This window comes from Leclercia sp. 29361, assembly GCF_011290365.1.
Taxonomy (GTDB): Bacteria; Pseudomonadota; Gammaproteobacteria; order Enterobacterales; family Enterobacteriaceae; genus Enterobacter; species Enterobacter tamurae.
The window spans coordinates 2,438,694-2,461,164 of sequence record NZ_CP049786.1; the positions used below are offsets into that span (position 1 = coordinate 2,438,694).

At 57.9% G+C, this 22,471-nt stretch carries 20 protein-coding genes; 10 read left to right on the forward strand and 10 right to left on the reverse strand.

Going from position 1 to position 22,471, the window contains the following annotated elements; translation table 11 throughout:
- The first annotated feature begins 41 nt into the window (after positions 1-41).
- A complete protein-coding gene (ansP, locus tag G7090_RS11625) occupies positions 42-1,538 on the forward strand; it encodes an L-asparagine permease (protein WP_106992947.1) in 1,497 nt (498 codons plus the stop codon).
- A 131-nt stretch (positions 1,539-1,669) separates the two neighbouring features.
- On the opposite strand, the gene G7090_RS11630 is transcribed toward ansP, so the two are convergent.
- A complete protein-coding gene (locus G7090_RS11630; protein ID WP_106992948.1) occupies positions 1,670-2,062 on the reverse strand; it encodes a RidA family protein in 393 nt (130 codons plus the stop codon).
- A gap of 118 nt (positions 2,063-2,180) precedes the next feature.
- On the opposite strand from G7090_RS11630, the gene G7090_RS11635 reads away from it, so the two are divergent.
- Positions 2,181-2,774 carry a TetR/AcrR family transcriptional regulator gene (locus G7090_RS11635; protein WP_371811837.1) on the forward strand — a complete coding sequence of 198 codons (594 nt, stop codon included), beginning with the start codon at positions 2,181-2,183 and terminating at the stop codon, positions 2,772-2,774.
- A gap of 97 nt (positions 2,775-2,871) precedes the next feature.
- Here G7090_RS11635 and G7090_RS11640 read toward each other — a convergent pair whose 3' ends face one another.
- Entirely contained in the window at positions 2,872-3,933 is a 1,062-nt protein-coding gene (locus G7090_RS11640; RefSeq protein ID WP_166182514.1) for a YncE family protein, read from the reverse strand.
- Positions 3,934-4,197: 264 nt separating this feature from the next.
- Between G7090_RS11640 and pqqU the strand changes: the two genes are divergently transcribed.
- On the forward strand, positions 4,198-6,312 hold the full coding sequence (gene pqqU, locus G7090_RS11645; RefSeq protein WP_166182515.1) for a TonB-dependent receptor PqqU: 2,115 nt from the start codon (positions 4,198-4,200) through the stop codon (positions 6,310-6,312).
- Positions 6,313-6,401: 89 nt separating this feature from the next.
- Here the strand turns inward: pqqU and G7090_RS11650 are convergent, their stop codons facing one another.
- From G7090_RS11650 to G7090_RS11660, 3 genes are all read right to left on the reverse strand, one after another.
- On the reverse strand, positions 6,402-7,070 hold the full coding sequence (locus G7090_RS11650; protein WP_106992952.1) for a GntR family transcriptional regulator: 669 nt from the start codon (positions 7,068-7,070) through the stop codon (positions 6,402-6,404).
- 257 nt (positions 7,071-7,327) lie between these two features.
- A complete protein-coding gene (locus tag G7090_RS11655; protein ID WP_166182516.1) occupies positions 7,328-8,365 on the reverse strand; it encodes an NADP-dependent oxidoreductase in 1,038 nt (345 codons plus the stop codon).
- Between the two features lie 65 nt (positions 8,366-8,430).
- Positions 8,431-9,006: a helix-turn-helix domain-containing protein gene (locus G7090_RS11660; protein WP_166182517.1), complete on the reverse strand. Its 576-nt coding sequence runs from the start codon at positions 9,004-9,006 to the stop codon at positions 8,431-8,433.
- A 152-nt stretch (positions 9,007-9,158) separates the two neighbouring features.
- On the opposite strand from G7090_RS11660, the gene mddA reads away from it, so the two are divergent.
- Positions 9,159-9,677, forward strand: coding sequence for an L-methionine sulfoximine/L-methionine sulfone acetyltransferase (gene mddA, locus G7090_RS11665; protein ID WP_166182518.1), 519 nt, complete (start codon positions 9,159-9,161; stop codon positions 9,675-9,677).
- Positions 9,674-10,123, forward strand: a complete 450-nt coding sequence (locus G7090_RS11670; protein WP_106992956.1) for a DMT family transporter — start codon at positions 9,674-9,676, stop codon at positions 10,121-10,123. Before mddA ends, G7090_RS11670 begins: the two co-directional genes overlap by 4 nt.
- Positions 10,124-10,125: 2 nt before the next feature.
- On the opposite strand, the gene G7090_RS11675 is transcribed toward G7090_RS11670, so the two are convergent.
- Positions 10,126-10,359, reverse strand: a complete 234-nt coding sequence (locus tag G7090_RS11675; RefSeq protein WP_166182519.1) for a DUF2526 family protein — start codon at positions 10,357-10,359, stop codon at positions 10,126-10,128.
- A gap of 74 nt (positions 10,360-10,433) precedes the next feature.
- Entirely contained in the window at positions 10,434-12,032 is a 1,599-nt protein-coding gene (locus G7090_RS11680; protein ID WP_166182520.1) for an ABC transporter substrate-binding protein, read from the reverse strand.
- Positions 12,033-12,313: 281 nt separating this feature from the next.
- On the opposite strand from G7090_RS11680, the gene G7090_RS11685 reads away from it, so the two are divergent.
- From G7090_RS11685 to G7090_RS11695, 3 genes are read left to right on the forward strand one after another with little or no spacing between them, the layout of a single operon-like run.
- Positions 12,314-13,654: an SrfA family protein gene (locus G7090_RS11685; protein ID WP_106992959.1), complete on the forward strand. Its 1,341-nt coding sequence runs from the start codon at positions 12,314-12,316 to the stop codon at positions 13,652-13,654.
- Between the two features lie 4 nt (positions 13,655-13,658).
- The gene (locus G7090_RS11690) at positions 13,659-16,640 is read left to right on the forward strand and encodes a virulence factor SrfB (RefSeq protein ID WP_166185245.1); all 2,982 of its coding nucleotides are present in this window, start codon (positions 13,659-13,661) and stop codon (positions 16,638-16,640) included.
- Positions 16,637-18,799, forward strand: coding sequence for a virulence factor SrfC family protein (locus G7090_RS11695; protein WP_166182521.1), 2,163 nt, complete (start codon positions 16,637-16,639; stop codon positions 18,797-18,799). Before G7090_RS11690 ends, G7090_RS11695 begins: the two co-directional genes overlap by 4 nt.
- Positions 18,800-18,875: 76 nt before the next feature.
- On the opposite strand, the gene G7090_RS11700 is transcribed toward G7090_RS11695, so the two are convergent.
- Together G7090_RS11700 and G7090_RS11705 are read right to left on the reverse strand one after the other, a co-directional pair.
- A complete protein-coding gene (locus G7090_RS11700) occupies positions 18,876-19,646 on the reverse strand; it encodes an alpha/beta fold hydrolase (RefSeq protein WP_166182522.1) in 771 nt (256 codons plus the stop codon).
- Between the two features lie 125 nt (positions 19,647-19,771).
- Positions 19,772-19,945, reverse strand: coding sequence for a GhoT/OrtT family toxin (locus G7090_RS11705; RefSeq protein ID WP_106993544.1), 174 nt, complete (start codon positions 19,943-19,945; stop codon positions 19,772-19,774).
- Positions 19,946-20,357: 412 nt separating this feature from the next.
- Here G7090_RS11705 and G7090_RS11710 point away from each other — a divergent pair, with 412 nt between their 5' ends.
- Both G7090_RS11710 and G7090_RS11715 read left to right on the forward strand, forming a co-directional pair.
- The gene (locus G7090_RS11710; protein WP_166182523.1) at positions 20,358-20,687 is read left to right on the forward strand and encodes a DUF1971 domain-containing protein; all 330 of its coding nucleotides are present in this window, start codon (positions 20,358-20,360) and stop codon (positions 20,685-20,687) included.
- Between the two features lie 15 nt (positions 20,688-20,702).
- The gene (locus tag G7090_RS11715) at positions 20,703-20,885 is read left to right on the forward strand and encodes a DUF1869 domain-containing protein (protein ID WP_059307860.1); all 183 of its coding nucleotides are present in this window, start codon (positions 20,703-20,705) and stop codon (positions 20,883-20,885) included.
- Positions 20,886-20,895: 10 nt separating this feature from the next.
- Here the strand turns inward: G7090_RS11715 and G7090_RS11720 are convergent, their stop codons facing one another.
- Positions 20,896-22,344, reverse strand: a complete 1,449-nt coding sequence (locus tag G7090_RS11720) for a flagellin (protein WP_166182524.1) — start codon at positions 22,342-22,344, stop codon at positions 20,896-20,898.
- Positions 22,345-22,471 lie beyond the last annotated feature (127 nt).

The window sequence follows — 22,471 nt, forward strand, 5'->3', positions numbered from 1 at the left end:
GACATCATGAAAGTGATTTTGACAGGTAAACAGGTAACTCAATGAAAACAAGCAATAAAAGCGCAGCCGATCATCAGGCCGCGAAACGTCGCTGGCTGAACGCCCACGAAGAGGGCTATCACAAGGCGATGGGCAACCGTCAGGTGCAGATGATCGCCATCGGCGGCGCTATCGGTACGGGGCTGTTTTTAGGTGCAGGCGCCCGTCTGCAGATGGCTGGCCCGGCCCTCGCCCTGGTCTATCTGGTGTGCGGGATCTTTTCCTTCTTCATTCTCCGTGCCCTAGGCGAACTGGTATTACACCGTCCGTCCAGCGGCAGCTTCGTCTCCTACGCTCGTGAGTTCCTCGGTGAAAAAGCCGCCTATGTTGCGGGCTGGATGTACTTCGTTAACTGGGCGATGACCGGGATCGTGGATATCACGGCGGTGGCCCTGTACATGCACTACTGGGGCGCGTTTGGCGATGTGCCGCAGTGGGTGTTTGCCCTTGGCGCACTGGCGATTGTCGGCACCATGAACATGATCGGCGTGAAGTGGTTCGCCGAGATGGAGTTCTGGTTTGCGCTGGTTAAGGTGCTGGCGATTGTCATCTTCCTGGTGGTGGGTACGGTGTTCCTTGGCACCGGTAAACCGCTGGACGGCAACATGACCGGCTTCCACCTGATCACCGATAACGGCGGTTTCTTCCCGCACGGCCTGCTGCCTGCGCTGGTGCTGGTTCAGGGCGTGGTGTTCGCCTTTGCCTCCATCGAGCTGGTGGGTACGGCGGCGGGGGAATGTAAAGATCCCGAGAACATGGTGCCAAAAGCGATCAACAGCGTGATCTGGCGTATCGGCCTGTTCTATGTTGGCTCCGTGGTGCTGCTGGTTCTGCTCCTGCCGTGGAACGCCTATCAGGCGGGTCAGAGTCCGTTCGTGACCTTCTTCTCGAAGCTGGGCGTGCCGTACGTGGGCAGCATCATGAACATTGTGGTTTTGACCGCGGCGCTCTCCAGCCTGAACTCCGGCCTCTACTCTACTGGCCGTATCCTGCGCTCCATGTCGATGGGCGGTTCTGCGCCGAAGTTTATGTCGAAGATGAGCAAGCAGCAGGTGCCGTACGCGGGCATTCTGGCGACCCTGGTGGTGTATGTCTTCGGCGTGTTCCTGAACTATCTGGTGCCGTCGCAGGTGTTTGAGATCGTGCTTAACGTGGCGGCGCTGGGCATTATCGCCTCCTGGGCCTTTATCGTGGTGTGCCAGATGCGTCTGCGCAAAGCGATTAAAGAAGGTACCGCGGCTGACGTGAGCTTCAAAATGCCGGGCGCACCGGTCACCTCCTGGCTGACCCTCCTGTTCTTGTTCAGCGTGCTGGTGCTGATGGCGTTCGACTACCCGAACGGCACTTACACCATCGCCACGATCCCTCTGCTGGCAGTCCTGCTGGTGGCTGGCTGGTTTGGCGTGCGTAAGCGCGTGCATGAGATCCACAGCACCGCGCCGGTTCATCCGGACGATGAAAAGCGCGATGGTCCGCTGGTGGAAGAGACCTCAAGGTAAAAGCAAAACGGTCACTCAGGTGACCGTTTTTTTATCTGTGCTCCCTCTCCCTGTGGGAGAGGGTCGGGGTGAGGGCATCAGACCGCACCTACCTTTTTGCCCGGCGGCGCTACGCTTGCCCGGGCCTACGGTTACTGCGGAATGCGGGCGATCACCTTAATTTCGAAATCAAATCCTGCCAGCCAGGTCACGCCAACGGCGGTCCAGTTCGGATAAGGCGGCTGGGGGAAAATAGCCTGTTTGACCTCCATGATCGTTGCAAACTGATTTTGCGGATCGGTGTGGAAGGTCGTGACATCAATCAGATCATCGAACGTACACCCCGCCGCGGCAAGGGTCGCTTTCAGGTTATCAAAGGCAAGCTGCACCTGAGCTGCAAAATCCGGCTCCGGCGTGCCATCGGCGCGGCTGCCCACCTGACCGGAGACAAACAGCAAATCGCCGGAACGGATCGCGGCAGAATAACCGTGCTCCTCATAGAGAGCATGTCGGTTGGCAGGGAAAACCGGTTCGCGCTGGATCATAGCGTCTCCTGTACTGTATTAAGGGTGAAAAACGCGTAGGGATGATTTAATATACGCGGCGTATGTCAAATTAATCACACATACGCCGCGTATGTCAAATGAAGATGGAGAACCTGTGATGGCCAAACGCCGCAGCGAAACGATGGAAGAGAACCGCGAAAAACTGATCGCGGCAGCGCGTAAAGCCTTTGCCGAAAAGGGCTTTGTCGCGGCATCAATGGATGAACTCACGGCCAGCGTCGGCCTGACCCGTGGGGCGCTGTACCACAATTTTGGCGATAAAAAGGGACTTCTCGCGGCAGTTGTCGACCAGATTGATGGAGAAATGGCGCAACGGGCTAAGGCTGAGGCCTCTGGAGTGGTTGATGACTGGGAAAGATTGTTAGCCGAAGGGGTCGCCTATATCAAAATGGCGCTGGATCCGGAGGTGCAACGCATCGTTCTGCTCGATGGCCCGGCGTTTCTGGGCGATCCCGCCCAGTGGCCGGGTCAGCTGAGCTGCCTGGAGTCGACCCGTCAGAGCATCATCAGAATGCTCGAACGCGGCGTGATAAACCCCGTGGACGCAGCTGCCGCGGCCTATATGTTAAACAGCGCCGCCATGAGCGCTGCCTTGTGGATAGCGGCCAGCCAGGACCCACAGAAAGCGCTGCCGGACATTATTACGGTATTTACGCAGCTGGCGAGCGGCCTGTGCCAGCGTCCGGAATAACACATTTGCCCGGCGGCGCTGCGCTTGCACGGGCCTGGGGTTTACGTGGTGTTGTAGGCCGGGTAAGGCGAAGCCGCCACCCGGCACGGCACTCACCTTACAGCGCGATACGGATCACATCATCCGGCTGGGTGGCTTCCTGCTGGCGGGAAGACTTCTGCTTCACGGTCACGAACAGGGTTTTACCGTCGGCGGAGAGCGCCAGGCTGTTCGGGAAGGTCGGGGTGTCGAGAGTCTTCGTCACTTTATAGGTTTTCGCGTCAATCACGCTCACCTTGCCCGCTTCGCGGTGGGTCACGTAGGCTTCATTGCGTGCCGGGTTAAACAGCACAGCCAGTGATTCCGGCGCGGCCACTTTACTGATGACGCTGCCATCTTTCAGGGAGACAACCAGCACTTCCGGCTGCTTAGAGTCGGTAATAAACGCGCGCTGGCCTTTCACGTCGAGGCTCAGGTTCAGGTAGAAGTGCTCTTTCCCGTCGTCCTGCAGTTTCTTGCGCTCGATGATTTTGTGGGTCGCGGTGTCGATGGTCAGCAGCTCGCCGTCACCGTTGGTGGTGTACAGACGTTTCGCCTGCGCGTCCAGCGCCAGACCGGTGCTGAACTTACCGGTGCCGGTAATGGTCTCTTTCAGCTTCAGCGTTTCGCCATCCACTACCCAAACCACGCTCTCTTTACCGATGCCGGTGATATAGACGGTATTAGTGGTGTCATCGGCCACCAGCTCACGCGGCTGCAGCGGTTTAACGGTTTCGCTGCGCTTACGATCGTCAAGTACCAGACGGCCCTTCACGTCACCGGTTTTGGCATCAATTGCGGTCACCGCGCTGTTAGTGGTGTTACCAAACCACAGCGTCTGGGTAGCGTTGTTGATGGTCGCGCCAAAAGGTTTCAGATCGCTATGAATCGCCTGGGTCACTTCCAGCGTCAGCGGATCGAGACGGTAAACCACCCCACCCTTATCGGTTTTGCGGCTCTGCGTGGTAGCGACCCACAGCGCGTTCTCCTGCTGGCTGACGGCCATCTCATACGCGCCTTTACCAACCGCTTTACGCAGCATCTCTTCTGCAGCGTGAACATTAAAGGTCCCGGCGACCAGCAGAGTACCTAACAGCAGTGAGCCACGCAGACGCGGCGAGCACAGGTGACGTAAATTCATAACAACTCCCTTTTAACGTAAATGGTATCGCTGACATCGCTTCCGGCTGGCAAAGTCATCGCTTCGCCTGATTATGGATGAGAATAGTAATCATTATTTATCGCAATGTGGAGTAATTCTTGATCGCGTCAGGACGATCCGCCGATTTAACCTACACTTTGCTTAACGCTATGTGCTGTTATGGTTTTCAAAACATTTACAAAAGATTTACCATGTAAGCACATGTTCCATTTGGTTCGTCATTTCCTTAAGCGGCTTTTATTAATGAAAATCTTTTCTGCCCGTAAGGCAACGCTTCCCCTGCTGTTGGTTCCTGTTATTTTGTCTCCTGTCACCACCCTGGCGGCAGAAGAGCAGACCATGATCGTCAGCGCGTCGCCACAAACGCTCTCTGAGCTGGATACCCCTGCTGCGGTCAGCGTGGTCAACGGCGACGATATGCGCCACGCCACCCCGCGTATTAATCTCTCTGAAACGCTTGGCAGCGTGCCGGGACTGCAAATCCAGAACCGACAGAACTACGCCCAGGATCTGCAGTTATCGACCCGTGGTTTCGGTGCGCGTTCCACCTTCGGGGTGCGCGGTATTCGCCTCTATGTCGACGGGATCCCGGCCACCATGCCGGACGGCCAGGGGCAAACGTCCAATATCGATCTTAACAGCATCGAGAGCGTCGAGGTCCTGCGCGGGCCGTTCTCCGCCCTGTACGGCAACGCTTCGGGCGGCGTGATAAACATGACCACCGAAACCGGACGCCAGCCTAATACCGTGGAGGCCAGCAGCTATTACGGCAGCTACGGCAGCTGGCGCTACGGCATGAAGGCCACCGGCGCGATGGGCGACGGCACTCAGCCAGGGGATGTGGATTACACCGTCTCCACCACCCGCTTCACCACCCACGGTTATCGCGATCACAGCGGCGCGCGTAAAAACCTCGCCAACGCCAAACTGGGCGTGCGTATCGACGACGCCAGCAAGCTGACCCTGATTTTCAACAGCGTGGATATGAAAGCCAACGATCCCGGCGGCCTGGACTATCAGGAGTGGCGGGATAACCCGCGCCAGTCCCCGCGCGGGGATCAGTACAACACCCGTAAGACCATCAAGCAGACCCAGGCTGGCCTGCGCTATGAGCGCCAGCTGAGCGCGCAGGACGACCTCAGCGTGATGGCCTATGCGGGCGAACGCGAGATGACTCAGTACCAGTCGATTCCGTACCAGCCCCAGCTGCGTCCTACCCACGCGGGCGGCGTGATCGACATGCAGCGCCACTACCAGGGGATCGACACCCGCTGGACCCACCGCGGGGAGCTGCTGGTACCGATGACCTTCACCACCGGCCTGAACTACGAAAACCTGAGTGAAGATCGTCGCGGCTATGAAAACTACGTGATGAACAACGGGACTCCGGACTACGGCGTGAAAGGGGCGAAACGCCGCGACGAGCGCAACCTGATGTGGAACGTCGATCCCTACCTGCAAACCAACTGGCAGCTGACGGATAAGCTCTCCCTCGACGCAGGCGTGCGCTACAGCTCCGTATGGTTCGACTCGAACGACCACTATGTGCAGGGTGCCAACGGCGATGACAGCGGCGAAGCCAGCTATCACAAATGGCTCCCGGCAGGTGCGCTGAAGTACCGCGTGACCGACGCATGGAACCTGTATGCCGCCGCAGGCCGTGGTTTTGAGACCCCGACCATCAACGAACTCTCCTACCGCACCGATAATCAGAGCGGCCTGAACTTCGGCCTCAAGCCGTCCACCAACAACACGTATGAAGTGGGGAGCAAAACGCGGATCGGCAACGGCCTGTTCACCGCGGCACTGTTCCGTACCGATACTGACGATGAGATCGTGGTGGACGCCAGCGCAGGCGGACGCACCAGCTACAAAAACGCCGGGAAAACCCGTCGTCAGGGCGTGGAGCTCGGCCTTGACCAGCAGTTTGCCGAGAACTGGAAGCTGAAAATGGCGTGGACCTACCTGGATGCTACCTACCGCAGCAACGTCTGCGGCGACGCAGACTGTAACGGCAACCGGATGCCAGGCATTGCGCGCAACATGGGCTATGCCTCGTTTGGCTGGCAGCCTGAAGAGGGCTGGTATGCGGGATCGGATGTGCGTTACATGAGTGACATCGAGGCCGATGACGAGAATAACGCCAAAGCGCCCTCTTATACCGTCGTGGGTCTGAACACCGGCTATAAGATGAATCTGGGTAACTGGGGGATGGATGTTTTTGGTCGCGTGGATAACCTGTTCGATAAAGAATATATCGGGTCGGTGATCGTTAATGAATCCAATGGACGTTATTACGAACCGGCGCCAGGACGTAATTATGGCGTTGGGTTATCAATCTCTTACCGCTTTGAGTAATTAAACTACCCGGCAGGCATTCGTCTGCCGGGTATAAACAAGCGAAGCGGTAATATTAAAAAATATAGCGTTTCGCTGGCGGTTAAATATTAAGCTAAATATTGTTGCAGCAGCAGGTTATTCGCTTTGTCCACGACCTCAGCGACGGCGGCGCGGCACCGTTCAACATCGCGTTTCTCCAGCGCGTCGATCAATTCATCATAGCGATAGGTGGTCGCAGGAAGTTCGATATCCTGATCGTACCAGTAGCTAAAGCAGGGACCGATCCGCATCCACAGCTGTTCGATCAGGGTACAAAGCGTTGGCATTTCTGCGTGTTTGTACAGGGTAAAGCGGAAGATGCGGTTGGCCTCCAGAGACTTCTCCACATCGTTGTTGCTCATGGCGTCGTGAAACGCCTCACTGAGTTTACGCAACTCCTCTAGCTTGCTGTCCGTCATGCGTTCGCAGGCGGCGGCAACGGCCAACATCTCCAGCTCCCGACGGATGCGGTTGACCTCGTCATACCCTACCTGTGTCACTTCAGGCACCAGAAAGGCCTGAGCCGGTGCAGCGTGCAGTACGCCTGCGGAGACCAACCGCAGTAGTGCTTCACGAACCGGAGTAATACTGGTGCCTAATTTATCGGCAATCTCTTTCGTCACAAGACGTGACCCTGGCCTAAGCGAACCGGCAATTAACGCCCCTTTTAGCGCCACTTCCACCTGAGTCGTCAGACTCATGCGCTGCGCTTTTTCAATATTATCCAAATCAAGCATGTTCAATTCCTGTAACAGATGCAAAACGCGCTTTGCCAAATGGGCAAAAGGCGTGAAGCGACGCGTGATGATATATCCTGTATCGGCATGCCTGGTATTCTTGACCGCATAAAAACAGAACTAAAATTAATTGATTTCTTTAGGTATCTCATCCGTCAATTTTGCGGCTGAGTTATTGTAGACATGTATTATTAAAGACGTTATTCAGAATTTTGCATAGTCCGTAAGGGCGGTTTTACCCGCCCTTACAAGTACTATTAGTTATCCTTCGCGACGCGTATCACGACTTTGCCGAAATTTTTACCTTCCAGCAGACCAATCAGCGACTGCGGGGCATTGTCCAGCCCATCAACCACTTGCTCGCGGTAGTGGATTTTGCCCTCGTTGACCCAACGGCCCATCTCCTGCTGAAACTCTTTGATGCGATGGCCATAGTCCTGGTTAATGATAAAGCCCTGCATGCGAATACGTTTTTTCAGCAACGTCCCCATCAGCAGTGGCAGCCTGTCCGGGCCGTCCGGCAGGGCGTCGTTGTTGTACCCACTCACCAGACCACACACCGGCACCCGCGCCCCGGTGTTTAACAGCGGCAGTACGGCGTCGAACACCTTCCCGCCCACGTTTTCGTAATAGACGTCGATCCCCGTCTGGCAGGCCTTAGCCAGCTGGTCAGCAAAATCGGCGGCATGGTGATCGATACACTGGTCAAAGCCCAGCACCTCGGTCGCATGGCGACATTTCTCCGCGCCCCCGGCAATACCGACTACCCGGCAGCCTTTCAGCTTGCCAATCTGCCCGACGGTAGCCCCCACCGGACCGGTTGCGGCCGCCACCACCAGGGTTTCGCCCTCTTTAGGCTGGCCAATATCCAGCAACCCCATGTAGGCGGTAAAGCCAGGCATTCCCAGCACTCCCAGCGCCCAGGAGGGACGCTCAGGGTTATCGCCCAGCTTGACCAGATCCTTGCCGTCGGAGACGTCATACTCCTGCCAGCCGCTGTAGCCGAGCACCCATTCACCGGCTTTATAGTCCGGGTGATTAGACTGCTCAACGCGGCTGACCGTGCCGCCCACCATCACCGCCCCGATCTCCACCGGCGGCGAGTAGGATGGCGCATCGCTCATGCGGCCACGCATATAGGGGTCCAGCGACAGCCAGATGGTACGGAGCAGGATCTGCCCTTCAGCCAGCGGAGGAACAGAACGCTCCTCCAGGCGAAAATTATCGGCAACCGGGGCGCCCTTTGGACGCGAAGCGAGAACCCAACGACGGTTTGGTGTAGAAGGCTGACTCATATATGACTCCAGATTACACAAATGTCCTTAGAGACTAGCTGCATATCCTCCAGCCTGCCTTCGCATTACGAGCCGGATTGATTGAGCCGTACCACCAGATACACACAGGGTTCGCGACTCTCGTTGATAAAACGACAGTCGTTCGGCGGCCCCAGTTCCAGGCAATCCCCGGCGCGCATTTCGTGGCGGGTATCGCCTTCCTGAAAGACCAGTTCACCCGACTGCAGCCAGATCAGCTGGCGTGCAAGGGCATAAGAGGAGGCAGGCATCGGTACATCGCTCCCCCCGGGAAGTTCAACCTGCACCATATCAATAGGCAGATCGCTGCGAGGTGAGACATGACGACGCAGATAGTGCGTTTGCGGGTCGCGCCAGACCGGCTGGTTGGCAAAGCGTAACAGCTTGCCTTCCTGCAGTTCAGCGCGCGCGATAAGCGTTGACATACTGATGCCAAACGCGCCGGAGAGACGGGCCAGCAGCGTGGCCGTCGGGCTGCTCTCTGCGCGTTCAATTTTATGGATCATCGCTCGTGAAACACCGGCGCGTTCCGCGAGCTCGCTCAGCGACCAGCCGCGGGCTTCACGCTCCAGCCGGATGCGGGCGCTGATCCGTTGATTGATATTGTCTGGCATAGTTGTCATCGCGTAATACTATAGTGAAAGTAATGGATTACAAGGCGCTTTTTTACATAACAAAAAGATATGACTTATAGCATAGTGCTAAGTCAGCCACTCTGTGTAATATTTTGACAATACGTACCACTATAGTGAACACATTCAGCCCGAGGATCCCTATGATTATTCGTCACGCCTGCAAAGAGGATTGCGCCGCCATCGGTGAAATTTATAACCACGCGGTGCTGCACACCGCCGCGATCTGGAACGATGCCACGGTGGATACTGATAACCGTATCGCATGGTTCGAAGCGCGCCAGCTGGTGGGGTATCCGGTGCTGGTAAGCGAGGAGAATGAGGTGGTGACGGGCTATGCCTCGTTCGGTGACTGGCGCGCCTTTGACGGCTTTCGTCATACCGTGGAGCACTCGGTGTACGTTCACCCGGACCACCAGGGCAAAGGCATTGGTCGCGAGCTGATGAAGGTCCTGATCGCAGAAGCGCGGCGCATTGGCAAACACGTGATGGTGGCAGGCATTGAAGCGCAGAACAGCGCCTCCCTTCATCTGCATGAGACGCTGGGCTTTGTCACCACCGGACAGATGCCGCAGGTGGGCACCAAGTTTGGCCGCTGGCTGGATCTGACCTTCATGCAGTTACAGCTCGACGAGCGCAGTGACCCGGATAACATCGGATGAATCACTCCCTGACGCTGGTGTTTCTGGTGGCGGCAGGCATTGGCCTGGTGGTGCAGAACACCCTGATGGTGCGCATTACCCAGACCTCGAGCACCATTCTTATCGCCATGCTGCTCAACTCGCTGGTGGGGATTGTGCTGTTTGTGTCGATCCTGCTGATTAAAAACGGCGTGGCCGGGTTCAGCGAGCTGGTGCATACGGTGCGCTGGTGGACCTTAATCCCTGGCCTGCTGGGGTCGTTTTTCGTTTTTGCCAGCATCAGCGGGTATCAGTATGTCGGGGCCGCGACGACCATTGCGGTGCTGGTTGCCAGCCAGTTGATTGGCGGTCTGGTAATGGACGTGGTGCGCAGTCAGGGGGTGCCGCTGAAGGCGCTGATCGGCCCGGTTTGCGGCGCGGTGCTGCTGGTCATTGGCGCCTGGCTGGTGGCAAGGCGCTCATTCTGACATCAGAGGATCACTCCGCCTTTGGTCAGGCTCTCCTCGCGGGCTTCTTGTTCCTCTTTATAGTGTTTACCGTGATGGGCGATGGTATTGCGCAGCCGCTGCTGCTGGGTATAGCGATCTTCCCGGCTGAGTTCGGTATCTTCGCTTAATTCGATTAGCAGCTCGTTCATATCAACGATCACGCTTTCCTCAACCGCCGCATCAACGCGGGCGATCACTTCCTCTAAATGTGACATTGTCACTCCTTATATTTTTTTCCCTCTCCCCTATGGGGAGAGGGTCAGGGTGAGGGGCTCAGGCCGCACCAGACTCAGTTAAGCTTCGCCTTCGAGAAATCGCTTCCCATCAGGCTGACGCTATACCCGCTGACGTTACTGCGGGTAGCATAGAAGGTTTTGCCGTTCGCCAGCGCAATCCACGGCGCCTGCTGGTAGAAGATCTCCTGCGCCTGGCTATAGAGCTTCGCGCGGGCAGCCGGGTCGCTGGTGAGCTTCGCTTTCTGGACCAGGTCATCATAGCCCTTGTCGCACCAGCGCGCAGCATTGGAGCCGGTTTTAATACTGTTGCAGCCCAGCAGTACATCAGCGAAGTTATCCGGGTCGCCGTTATCCGACATCCAGCCAAACAGCGCGCTGTCGTGCTCGCCTTTACGCATCCCGGAGAGATATTCGCCCCACTCATAGGAGACGATCTTCGCTTTAATCCCTATCTTCGCCCAGTCACTCTGGATCATCTCGGCAATACGGCGTGAGTTCGGGTTATAGGGACGCTGCACCGGCATCGACCACAGGGTTACTTCCGCCCCCTGCTCCAGCCCGGCCTGTTTCAGCAGCGCTTTCGCTTTTTCCGGATCGTAACCGTAGTCCTGCAGATCCTTGTTAAAGCCCATCATATTCGGCGGGATCGGCGATTTTGCCACCGTGCCAGAGCCCATAAACACTGCGTTGATAATCGCTTTTTTATCGGTGGCGTAGTTCAGCGCCTGACGCACCAGTACGTTATCAAACGGTTTTTTCTCGGTGTTAAACGCCAGATAACCGACGTTCAGCGCATCCACCGAATGCAGGGTCAGATCGTTGTTTTTCTTAATCACATCAAACTGCACCGGTGATGGCGCAGGGATAATCTGGCACTCGTTGGTCTGCAGCTTCGCCAGACGGGTCTCAACGTTTGGCGTGATGGAGAAGATCAGATGTTTGGTCGGCACCTCGCCATCCCAGTAATTCGGGTTAGCCAGATAGCGGATCTGGGAATCGGTTTTGTACTGCTGAAGCACGTACGGCCCGGTACCGATCGGCCAGGTATCGACGTTCTCCGGGGTGCCTTTCTTCAGCATCGCGTCGGCATATTCCGCAGAGAGGATCGAGGCAAAGTCCATCCCCCAGTCAGCGAGGAACGCGGCATTCGGTTCGCTCAATACAAACTGAACGTGGGTATCATCTACCTTCTTCACCTCCTGGATTAGCTTATCCAGCCCGACGTCATTGAAGTATTCATAGTTGCCCTGTGAGACCTTGTGGTACGGGTGATTAGGGTCTTTCTGACGCAGCACCGAGAAAATAACGTCGTCGGCATTAAAGTCGCGGGTCGGTTTGAAGAATTTATTGCTGTTGAACTTCACCCCTTTGCGCAGGGTAAAGGTATAGGTTTTGCCATCTGGCGAGATGGTCCAGGATTCTGCCAGCGACGGTACCGGGGTATTTTTGACCGGATCAAAGTTAATCAGGCGGTTATACAGTACTTGCGAACTGGCGACAAAGGTCGGGCCGGAGCTGGCGATCTGCGGGTTGAATGACTCAGGCGAAGCCTCTGAGCAATAGATAATGGTGTCGTTTTTCGCCGCCGAGGCGGCACCTGCCGGTAACAACGCGCTTAATGCCAGCGCGAGGAGCGTTTTCCCTGTAGACATGTTTATTACCTGTTTGGTTTTATTATATAGAAGGGTAATAACAGCACAGCCCCTCTCCCCTGGCAAATAACGAAACACTATCAGGTTATTCTAAAGCAGTTATTTCCGCTGATTTTACCACCAGCCGCGGGAGAGTGATTTGCCTTAAGGTACATTCAACGTCAAGCACTTTCCGCTGCCTCAATGCTGTAAGAAATCGCCGCTTTTGCCGTCTCTTCTGCCGTTTGCTTGCCCGCAGATTTCGTAAAGTAGACGCGTGAAAAAGTCTATGGGACCAAATCGTGGCAAAAACCCTTTTACGCAGCGGCAATCTTGATGATTTTCAGGCCGTTGGCGGCGGCGGACAGGCCGTTTTTGAATCAGCATTGCAAATCCGTGAGGCCCTGCGCCTGCGCAAACAGCAGTCGATTGTTGACTGCCTGGCGATCCCGCAGGTCAATGATGAAGGCGACCGGGTAGACTGGTACTCGCCCACGGAAGGCACCGTGACCAGCTGGAAAGCCGCCGACGAAGATGCGCGCTTCCGGGCCCTGCGCCTGCTGGAAAGCACCCTGTCCAGCGTCGAGTCCCTGAGCAAAAAATCGCTCCAGTCGCCAAAAACCGCCCAGCAGCTGTTTGGTTCCCTGCTGTCTAAAGCGTTTCAGTTTCCCGGCGAGAACTTCCTGTTCCTGGTGGACGGCAAGCCGGTGATCACCTTTTGGGGGTTTGTGAACCTCAATGAAAATGCGCGGGAGGATATCCTCGACTGCCTGCGCGCCTCCCTGCTGCCGGCCCCGATGCCTGCCCCGGTTGTTGAGCCCGAGCCTGAATCCGAGCCGGAACCGGCCATCGTCTTTGAAAAAGCCGATGAACCGCTGGTTGCTGCCCCCTCAACGGTGCATATCACCGCCGACGATCTGTACGAGGCCCATCCCGCTCCGGTGATGACCGCCAGCGAGCCTGAGCCGGAACCAACCCCGGTGGTGGTGGCCGCGAAAAAACGCCGCCTTCCACTCTGGCCGCTGCCGGTTGCCGCCGTCGTGGTTGCTGCCGTTGCCGGCCCGCTGCTGTGGCAGAAGCACGCCCCTACCGCTGAGCCGGTAAAAGCCGTGGCGGCCGCCCCGGTGGCGATCGAGCCAAAACCGGTTGCCGCCGTCGAACCTCTGCCGCTGAATTTACCGCTGCACCAGGCTGAAGTCGCCGCCGTGAAAGCCCCGGCCCCGGTCGCGGCCGAACCGGTGGTGATTGCCGCGATCCCGAAAGAGGCGATGGTGATGGAGGCCGGTCAGGTGAAATCCGGCTCCACCCGTTTTCTTAACGGCAGCTGGCGCGTCATGCTGGATGTAACCGATCCGATCACCGGCAAACCGCCGTCACTGCGCTATCAGATCCAGAACAATAAAGGGACGGCCCGCGTCGTTCACGGCGACAACGTGGTCTGCCGGGTGGAGGTCTTCTCCGGCCTGCACAGCAACGGTGAGCTGCTGATCAAGACCCGGGGCAACGCCCGCTGCGCCGACGGCTCGCGCTACCCGATGCCGGAAATTACCTGTAAAGCCGGTACCAACGACGTGGCGGAATGCAGCGCGCGCTACGACGCGAAAACCGTAGTTCCATTGACATTCAGGAAGGCAGGTGCGTGATCCTATGCTGGTAAACCTTTGCGACTACAAACAGAGCGTCACGCTGATTGCGAACAGCGGCGTTCAGTTTCTTGATTTTGGCCTGACGCCACAGGACTCCGCCCAGAGCGGACGTTTCGTGCGTAAAACCGCGAACGGCCCCCTGCTGCGCCTGAACTTCGATCTGGTGAATGGCCGCTACACCCTGCCCACCACCGGCGGCGGACAGCCGGAGGTGGTCAAACCCGAAAGCACCATTCTGCTCCAGCAGTCGCTGGCGGTGCTGGATGGCGTCTGGCTGCCGGTGCCGTTTTTACGCTTTAACCCGCCGCGCACCTTTGTTGATGGTCCGGATAACTGGGCGCGGGTGCAGGTGCGCAAGCTGGAGACTCCGGACAACGCCGGGAACAGCCACCGCGTGACCCTGGCGCTGGACAGCCAGATTGCCGCCCACGCCACCAGCCCTCTGTCGCCGGTGGAGAACGACATTCTTAACGGGACCCGCTTCGCGCTGGCCTGGCGCGATGACGAAGTGGCGAACTTCCTCGACCAGACCTGGATTGACAGCTGGCTGCGCGAGGCCTTCACCCAGTATGCCGCGGGGGTAGAGAACCGCGCCGAGCGCGATCTCCAGCTGGCGATGCGTAACTTTGAGTATCAGGCCCACTGGCTGAACATTATGGCGATGCTGGGCGAACAGCTCACCGTGCCGGAAGTGAAATTTGTCACCCATACCCTCAGCACCCCGGCGATCCCGGTGGATCTGATTCTGGATGTCGGCAATACCCACACCTGCGGCGTGATCATTGAAGACCACGGCGATGCCAACGACGGCCTGCGCCAGACCGCCGAGCTGCAGGTGCGTTCACTGAGCGAACCGCAGTTCCTCAACGAGCCGCTGTTTACCAGCCGTCTGGAGTTTTCCGAAGCCCGCTTCGGCAAGCAGCACTTCTCGGTGGAGAGCGGTCGGGAAGACGCCTTTGTCTGGCCTTCCATCGTGCGCGTCGGCGACGAAGCGCGGAAGCTGGCCACCCAGCGACTGGGCACCGAAGGTAACAGCGGCATCTCCAGCCCGCGCCGCTACCTGTGGGATGAAACCCCGGTGGTGCAGGACTGGCGCTTTAGCCAGATGAACAGCAAAACCCAGCGCGAACCGCTGGCGACCGCCTTCCCGCTGATGAACCTGATGAACGATGACGGCCAGCCGCTGTTCACCCTGCCGCAGGATGAGCGTCTGCCGGTCTTCTCGCCGCAGTACAGCCGCAGCACCCTGATGACCCACATGCTGTGCGAACTGCTGGCGCAGGCGCTGGGGCAGATCAACAGCGTCGCCACCCGTCTGCGTCTGGGCTTCCCGGCGTCGCCGCGTCAGCTGCGCACCCTGATCCTCACCCTGCCGTCGGCAATGCCGAAGCAGGAGCGCGAGATCTTCCGCCGCCGCATGTTCGAAGCCATCGCCATCGTCTGGAAAGCGATGGGCTGGCATCCGCAGGATGACGACTTCTCCAGCCGTAAGCAGCAGGAGAAAAGCGTGGTGCCGGTGCCGGAGATCCAGATGGAGTGGGACGAAGCCAGCTGCGGCCAGCTGGTATGGCTTTATAACGAAGCGATTTCCCATTACAACGGCCAGACCGAAGCCTTCTTCGCGGCGGTAGCCCGACCGGATCGCGAGCCGGAGCCAGGCTGTGCCACGGGTCGCGCCCTGCGCGTGGCCTCGATTGATATCGGCGGTGGCACCACCGATATGGCGATCACCCATTACCAGCTCGACGATGGCTCGGGCAGTAACGTCAAAATCACCCCCCAACTGCTGTTCCGCGAAGGCTTTAAGGTGGCGGGCGATGACACCCTGCTGGATGTGATCCAGCGTTATGTCCTGCCGGCCCTGCAGACGCAGCTGCAGAAGTCCGGCATTGCCGATGCCTCACTGCTGATGGCCTCGCTGTTTGGCGACTCCGGGCGTATCGACACCCAGGCGGTGCTGCGCCAGCAGACGGCGCTGCAGCTGTTTATGCCGATTGGGCATGCGATCCTCGCCGCGTGGGAAGCCAGCGATATCGATAATCCGCTCGATGGGCTGCACGCCACCTTTGGCGATCTGCTCACCCGCAAGCCGACGCGCAATGTGATGAACTATCTCCAGCAGGCCATCGAACACGCTCTGCCTGCGGGATCTGAGCCGTTCGACCTGTTCGCCGTGCCGCTGCACGTTAACTTCCGCGAGATGCAGGATGCGATGCTGGCCGGGCACTTTACCCTCGCCGCGCCACTGCATGCGGTGGCGGAAGCTATCTCCCACTACGCCTGCGATATCCTGCTGATCACCGGGCGTCCGGGCTGTCTGCCGGGCGTTCAGGCGTTGATCCGCCATCTGCAGCCGGTGCCGGTCAGCCGGATGGTGTGGCTGGATAAGTACCGGGTACACGAGTGGTATCCGTTCAGCCAGCAGGGACGGATCGGCAACCCGAAATCCACCGCCGCGGTTGGGGCGATGCTCTGTAGCCTGGCGCTGGATCTGCGCCTGCCGCGCTTCAACTTTAAGGCGGCGGATATCGGGGCCTACTCCACCGTGCGTTATCTCGGCGTGCTGGATAATACCGTCAACACCCTGCGCGACGAGAACGTCTGGTATCAGGATATCGATCTCGACAAACCGGGGGCGAAGCTGGATACCCGCCTGCACTTCCCGCTGCGCGGTAACGTGACTCTCGGCTTCCGTCAGCTGGCGAATGCCCGCTGGCCTGCCACCCCGCTCTACACCCTGAGCATCAACTCGGCGGAACTGGCGAAATCCATCGCCGGGGATGGGGTTCTGAACGTGCGCCTGAAGCTGTGCGGCGGGAACAAACATGATGGCCCGGAAGCCTTTGAACTAAGCGATGCCTGGCTGCAGGACGGCACCCCGGTGCCACCCGATGCCCTGACCTTTAAACTGAATACCCTGGCCGACCGCCGACACAGCGGTAGCCACTACTGGATCGACAGCGGGAGCGTATACCTGAAATGATAGCCACGACGACCACAACTCAGGCGTTAATCGGGTGGATCAACACAACGCGCCAGCACGCCCCGATCCTCGATAACGACGCCGACGCCCTGCTGGCCAGACTGGCGATAGCCGACGCGCGGGAGCACGCCATCGAGCGGGCGCTCTCCTCAGGAAGCACCATCGGCTTGTACGGTCACGCCCAGGCGGCAAAAGCCCACCTGCTCGCCACCCTGTGCGGCAGCGACAATCAGCGCATGAACGTGATTGTCGGCCAGCGGACCTTTGACTATTTTTCACACATCAACCCCGGCCATGCTCTGACCAACATGGCGCTGCGCTTCAGCCCGAACGCGGCAGAGATCGCGGACGACGCCTTTCCGCTGCGCCTGAGTCTGCTCACCGAGGCAGAACTGGTGCAGGTCTTCCTGGCCCGTGCCACGCTGCCGGCGGTAGACAAAACCGTGATTGAAGCCCGGCTGGAGAAGTGGCGCGCCCTGCGTCAGCCCCAGAGCGTACCGGGGATCACGCCCGCCGAGGTTGGCACCATCGCCCACTACTGGCGCGATACGGTGCCCGCCGCAGCCCAGCAGATGGACGATGCCCTGTGGCACCAGTTTGCCCTGCTGCTGCCGTCGCTGGATCTGAGCACCCGCGCCAGCGTCTGGTCGCTGCTGTGGGGCGAACAGCAGGAGCTGACTCAGCAGTGGCTGAAGCTGGCGCATATTCTGCATCAGACCAGTCATGCCCGGGCGCTGGCCGCGCCGCTGAGCCTGCTGGTGGATAACTTTGGTCTGCCGACCGAGGGCTTCCTCACCCGGGGCGACATGGCCCTGCCGGACGTGCAGCAGGCCGTGCTGCACCCGCTGCACAACGGCGAGCTGCTTAACGCCATCAGCATCCCGCTGGACGTGCTGGCCCTGCTGACCCGCGAGCTGATCCTGCCGGTAGAAAACAGCGCCCTGGCCGGAGTGGATATTATCGATATTCCGGCCCCGTCAACCCAGCCTGATTTACCCCTGGCCCAGGCCAAACAGCAGTGGCTGCTGGAGCACTATCGCCAGCATCTCCAGCCGGACGTGCTGGTGATCTGCAACGCTACCGCCCACCACGGCGAGACGGCAAAAACCGCAAAAACGCTGCTCAACTGGGTGAAAGAGACCCAGCCGGGTGATGACGCCGCCCTGCCGGGGCTGGTGTGGGCGATCACCCCACAGGATGCGCGCTTTACCCGCCGGACTAATCTCGACGAAGCGGTGCAGCAGCTGCTCGGCAAACCCGGTCAGCACTGGGGCACCCTGCAGGCGCTGGACAGCAGCAGCATGCAGCGGGTGATCGAGTGGCTGTCCCAGGCGACGTTGCCATCCCAGCGCCAAACGCGTCTGCTGGCCCTCCGCCAGCACCATCAGCGCGACCTGCATCAGCTGATGCAGGGGTATCTGGCGCCATTGACTCAGGATCCTGCAGCCCAGCGCGGTGCCGCCGAAGCGATGGTGCGTACCCTGCAGGGAAGCGCCGCCCGTCACGGCGAGCTGCTGGAAGGGTTACTCCCGCCGCTGCGCGCCTTTGAAACGCTACTCGCAGTGCAACAACCGCGCGAAGAGCAGGTCAACGGCCTGTTTACCGACGCCATCGACCTGTTTGCCGACAGCGCCCAGGATGCCGATGAGATCTGGCAGCCGACGGACAAAGCCCGCCTCGCCCATCAGGTCTGGGTGAATCACCTGCGACAGTGGAGCCGCGATGAAGCCGTCGCCAGCCGTCTGGGTCTCGATAATGCGGTGTTACAGCAGATTAGCGATGTGCTGGTGATCGCCAGCTATCGACTGAACCTGCTCGCTCAGCTGAAGAAGATTGTCGATACCGATAAAAGCAGTGCCGCGCAACTGCATGCCGCGCTGGGGAATTTCGTGGGCTGGGTCGGCTATGCGCAAACGCCCGCTTCTGACCGCCCTGCCAGCCGCATCCGTAAAGGCCAGCCGGTGTTTGTAACCCCAACGGTCAACAGCAGTGCGCCCCGCCTGACCCGCCTCGGCGAGCAGCCTGTGCATGCGGCCACGGCCTATGTCTATGACTGGCTGGTGGCGTTGTACACCCAGGCGATTGATAACATCGGGTATCAGCATCCGCACGATATGTCGATGGAGGATCGCAAGGCGTTGCAGGCCATGCTCGCCTGATGGCGCTGCGCTTATCAGGCCTACGGACCATGCAGTTTGTAGGCCGGATAAGGTGCTTGCACCGCATCCGGCAACCTCATCGGCCCGCCTGACCCTGCTGGATACAATCAGCCAGCACCTTCGCCAGCGCCGACGGGTTTTCCCACGACATTGAATGTCCGGCATCGGGGATAATTTTTACCTCAATACCCTGCTGGCGCATCTCCTTCATATCGCTGTCGGGAAGTGAAAGCTCACCAAAAATCAGCCATACCGGACAAGCTAATTGCAGATATCGCTCGTTCCAGCTGGGCTGTACACCTTTAACCAGACTCGCTGCTCCGCGCCATACCGCCCAGGGGGCATTGCTTTGCAGGCTCCCTTTCCAGGATGAAGTTTCAGCCTCCAGCATGGCCTGATATCCGGTAGTGACAAAATCCTCTTCCGTCTGGGCGGCAATATTCCGGCTAAACGCGCCACCGCCAGCATGGAAATTGGGTTCGGACACGATCAGGCCCAGCAGACGATTACCGGCCAGTTCTGCCGTTTCGATCGCAATGCTGCCGCCCATGCTGTGCCCATACAGCCAGAATGACGATATGGCTAAATGATTGAGCAGTTCGATAACGACCTGTGCCTGGGCTGAAGTCTGATAGCCGTAGGTCTCAGGCTTATCGCTGTAACCGCTGCCGGGAAGATCGATAAGAATGGCCCGGCGGGAACCGAACTGAGGGTCGCAGACGATACGGGGATATTCGTAAGAAGAGGCACAGCCGAGCCCGTGAATAAATACCAGCGGTTCGCCGTGTCCTGGAAGATCCTGCCAGCGCACAGCGCAGCAAGCCTGTTGAGAATAAAAGCTGTTCATATGCACTCCTTTTCAGATGACTGTGTATTTATACAGTTCTTCGCAGAGGAATACCATTGCCAGATTTTGTAGGCCGGATAAGGTGCTTGCACCGCATCCGGCAAAAAGCCGCGCAGGGGCGGCTTTTAGAAGAGAGAGATCAGCAGCGCAACCGGGAAACTCATCGGCCAGGTGGAGCCCACCAGGAAGGCGCTCAGGAAGCGGATGCGTTTGCGATCTTTAGAGAGAAACCAGGTGATAAGCGCACAGATGGTCGCCATGATGGCGTAAAACATTAACATTTTCTGGTACAACGTCATCTCATTCACCCAATCTGCTGTTCAATAACCGCGCGCAATATGCGGCAAATGTTGAACCAGATCAAGTTTTTTGTTACATATTAGCCACATATATTTTATGGTTACTAACAATTGAGTAGCTTTAGCTACATCTCTGGCGTGACGCTTTGAACTAAAAGGGCCGCACTATGCGGCCCTGATTTCCGGGACTACTTCTTCACCGGCTGAGGCTTCTTGTTCCCCGAGTCGGGTACTTTACGGGATTTGTCTTTATCGACGTGTAGCATAAGACTCTCCTTTATGGCCTTCGGAATGAGTAAGTATAGCCCAACTGAGGAGTACTACTTTAAAGCCGCATTTTAAATGCACTTTCTGTTAAGTCCCGGTAGGCGATCCGTGCTGTAATATCCTCACTTTTTATAAGGAGGACGTTATGCTGCGTATTCCGCAAAGTTGTATTCACACCCGTTCCACCCCATTCTGGACCAAAGAGACCGCCCCGCCGGGGATTTTTAAACGCCATCTCGATACCGGGACGCAGCCCGGCGTCTATCCTCGTCTCAGCGTGATGCAGGGTGCGGTGCGTTACCTCGGTTATGCTGACGAAACCTCGCCCGATCCCGACAACGTTCTGATCATTGAAGCCGGGCATTTCGGCGTATTCCCGCCTGAACGCTGGCACCATATCGAAGTGATGACCGACGATACGTATTTCAATATCGACTTTTTTGTTGAACCCGACGTACTGAGACGTCGCAAATAGAGAAGGAGTAACATCATGGGCAAAGCAACTTATACCGTCACCGTGACCAACAACAGCAACGGCGTATCGGTGGATTACGAGACGGACGCCCCGATGGAGCTGATGATCCCGGACGTCGCCGCTCAGGTAGTAAAAGACCTGGTGAATACGGTGCGCGCCTACGACACAGAGAATGAGCACGAGGTGTGCGGCTGGTAGCCGCCCCCCGTTACATTTTGAGCAGTTCAAGCACCGTCTGCGGCACCTGATTCGCCATTTTCAGGGCCGCATTCTGGCTCTGTTCCAGGATCTGCGCCCGGGCAAGCTGGCTGGCCTCGGCGGCGTAGTCGGCATCCTGAATGCGGCTGCGGGCCGTTTGCAGGGAGATGCTCTGCTGGGACAGCACCGCCTTACTGGATTCGAACCGGTTGATCGCCGCGCCATACTGCGCGCGATAGCCACTCACCTTCTCCAGCGCGGCATCCAGTAACCCCATGCACTTGCGAGCGCCCGCCTCGGTGATCATGTCGGTATTGTCCAGCTGCAGCGTCTTCAGATCTGTCGGCGTTGGCTCGATGGTCGTGGACTGCATGGCTTCACCGAAATTGGCGCTGGTCACTATCTCAACGGGGCGGCTCTGCTTCGGCGGAACTGCCGGGGTGATCGTCGGTGTCGGCAAGGTTCCCCAGGTAATATTGCTGGTAAAGGAGCCGCTCCCGACCACCATCACCAGCAAATCTTCCGTAACGGTATCCAGCGTAACGCGTTCGATGCGGTTTGAGCCGTTAGCGCCGTCGTTCCAGGCTCCGGAGGCCACATCTTCATAACGATCCCCATCCCCGCTGTAGGTTATGTTCATCCCGTTATAGTTGAGCGTTTCACCGCTGAGGCTCCAGCTGGCTCCGCCAGAAATCAGCTGCGAGTCGTCATACGCCGCTCCGCTGTCGAATCCGTTTTTGGCCGTCAGCACCGAAGCGGTGGCTTTGGCGCCATCGGTAATGCCACGGCTGACCCAGGTATAGTCCGCGTCCGGGCCGGATAAAGGCGTGCCCGCGAGATGTTTGCCATCCCGGGTAAATATCTGCAGATCGTCATCCAGGCCCAGTGAATCAATATCAATCTTGATATTGGTCGATCCGGCGGGAATATAGGCCAGCGGAATAACACCGGAACTGAAAGAGTAATCTGTTCCGGCCACCGGGAATTTACGGTCCAGCGGTGCAACATCGCCAATTAATTGCGGCGGTAATACCGGTTTATCCGTTGCCAGCGGATATTGACCAAATATTTCAGTTTGCTCAGAGACTTGAGTAATCGTCCCGAGGATCTGCTGATACTCCTGATTGATACTGTTGCGGTCAGACTGCGATAAAGTGCCAGTTGCCGCCTGAATGGCCAGACTTTTGGCTCTGATCAGCATAGCGCCGATATCGCTCAGACTCCCTTCTGCCGTCTGCGCCAGGCTTATCGCGTCATCCAGCCCACGGGATATCACCCCATCCGCATTAATGTTGGCGGTCATGCGGTTGGCAATCGCCTGCCCGGCTGCGTCATCCTTCGCGCTGTTAATACGCAAGCCGGACGACAGCCGTTCAATGGTCTGGGACAGTAAAGTACTGTTGGTATTCCGGGACTTAAGCGAGAGCCCGGCAATCTCGTTATGATTAATTGCAAGCATGGTCAGGGCGATTTTATTATGGATTTACTTCGGTATCGGCGGCCTGGCGATTTAATTTAGGGTAATAGTTAAAAAAAGCTGACGATATATTCTCGCGGGGATATAAAAGATAAATATTTAATATATT

What these genes read in the sequence shown, in the direction of transcription:
- ansP (WP_106992947.1), top strand. Translation starts at nt 42, where the DNA reads ATGAAAACAAGCAATAAAAGCGCAGCCGATCATCAGGCCGCGAAACGT.
- G7090_RS11630 (WP_106992948.1), bottom strand. Translation starts at nt 2,062, where the DNA reads ATGATCCAGCGCGAACCGGTTTTCCCTGCCAACCGACATGCTCTCTAT.
- G7090_RS11635 (WP_371811837.1), top strand. Translation starts at nt 2,181, where the DNA reads ATGGCCAAACGCCGCAGCGAAACGATGGAAGAGAACCGCGAAAAACTG.
- G7090_RS11640 (WP_166182514.1), bottom strand. Translation starts at nt 3,933, where the DNA reads ATGAATTTACGTCACCTGTGCTCGCCGCGTCTGCGTGGCTCACTGCTG.
- pqqU (WP_166182515.1), top strand. Translation starts at nt 4,198, where the DNA reads ATGAAAATCTTTTCTGCCCGTAAGGCAACGCTTCCCCTGCTGTTGGTT.
- G7090_RS11650 (WP_106992952.1), bottom strand. Translation starts at nt 7,070, where the DNA reads ATGCTTGATTTGGATAATATTGAAAAAGCGCAGCGCATGAGTCTGACG.
- G7090_RS11655 (WP_166182516.1), bottom strand. Translation starts at nt 8,365, where the DNA reads ATGAGTCAGCCTTCTACACCAAACCGTCGTTGGGTTCTCGCTTCGCGT.
- G7090_RS11660 (WP_166182517.1), bottom strand. Translation starts at nt 9,006, where the DNA reads ATGACAACTATGCCAGACAATATCAATCAACGGATCAGCGCCCGCATC.
- mddA (WP_166182518.1), top strand. Translation starts at nt 9,159, where the DNA reads ATGATTATTCGTCACGCCTGCAAAGAGGATTGCGCCGCCATCGGTGAA.
- G7090_RS11670 (WP_106992956.1), top strand. Translation starts at nt 9,674, where the DNA reads ATGAATCACTCCCTGACGCTGGTGTTTCTGGTGGCGGCAGGCATTGGC.
- G7090_RS11675 (WP_166182519.1), bottom strand. Translation starts at nt 10,359, where the DNA reads ATGTCACATTTAGAGGAAGTGATCGCCCGCGTTGATGCGGCGGTTGAG.
- G7090_RS11680 (WP_166182520.1), bottom strand. Translation starts at nt 12,032, where the DNA reads ATGTCTACAGGGAAAACGCTCCTCGCGCTGGCATTAAGCGCGTTGTTA.
- G7090_RS11690 (WP_166185245.1), top strand. Translation starts at nt 13,659, where the DNA reads ATGCTGGTAAACCTTTGCGACTACAAACAGAGCGTCACGCTGATTGCG.
- G7090_RS11695 (WP_166182521.1), top strand. Translation starts at nt 16,637, where the DNA reads ATGATAGCCACGACGACCACAACTCAGGCGTTAATCGGGTGGATCAAC.
- G7090_RS11700 (WP_166182522.1), bottom strand. Translation starts at nt 19,646, where the DNA reads ATGAACAGCTTTTATTCTCAACAGGCTTGCTGCGCTGTGCGCTGGCAG.
- G7090_RS11705 (WP_106993544.1), bottom strand. Translation starts at nt 19,945, where the DNA reads ATGACGTTGTACCAGAAAATGTTAATGTTTTACGCCATCATGGCGACC.
- G7090_RS11710 (WP_166182523.1), top strand. Translation starts at nt 20,358, where the DNA reads ATGCTGCGTATTCCGCAAAGTTGTATTCACACCCGTTCCACCCCATTC.
- G7090_RS11715 (WP_059307860.1), top strand. Translation starts at nt 20,703, where the DNA reads ATGGGCAAAGCAACTTATACCGTCACCGTGACCAACAACAGCAACGGC.
- G7090_RS11720 (WP_166182524.1), bottom strand. Translation starts at nt 22,344, where the DNA reads ATGCTTGCAATTAATCATAACGAGATTGCCGGGCTCTCGCTTAAGTCC.